The sequence below is a fragment of the Acinetobacter sp. ANC_7682 genome, from assembly GCF_056779795.1.
This window is the reverse complement of sequence record NZ_JBWYIQ010000094.1, coordinates 1-334: the sequence shown is the minus strand read 5'-3', so window position 1 is coordinate 334 and position 334 is coordinate 1. Positions and strand designations below refer to the sequence as shown.

The following is a 334-nucleotide window of genomic DNA, read 5'->3' as shown; positions in this document are numbered from 1 at the left end:
CTTAAGTGAATCGATCTATCAGATTCAGCCTAAACAAAGCCACTACGAATGTCTTGAAGTCGATGAACTTTGGACTTTTGTAGGGAATAAGAAAAATAAACAATGGCTTATTTATGCCTACCATCGAGAATCTGGAGAAATTGTTGCTTATGTTTGGGGTAAGCGGGATTTAGCAACGGTTCAACGTCTTAAAGCTAGACTTAAAAAGCTTGGGGTTCAATATGCTCGAATTGCGAGTGATCATTGGGATAGTTTTATCACAGCATTTCAATGTTGCAAGCAAGTGATCGGTAAGTTTTTTACCGTCGGTATTGAAGGTAACAATTGTAGAATT

General features: G+C 37.7%; 1 protein-coding gene. It reads left to right on the top strand.

The genetic code is table 11. The features are described from left to right. The coding region (locus AC1M9D_RS14135; RefSeq protein WP_481612449.1) for an IS1 family transposase at positions 1-334 on the top strand (334 nt) is incomplete at both ends.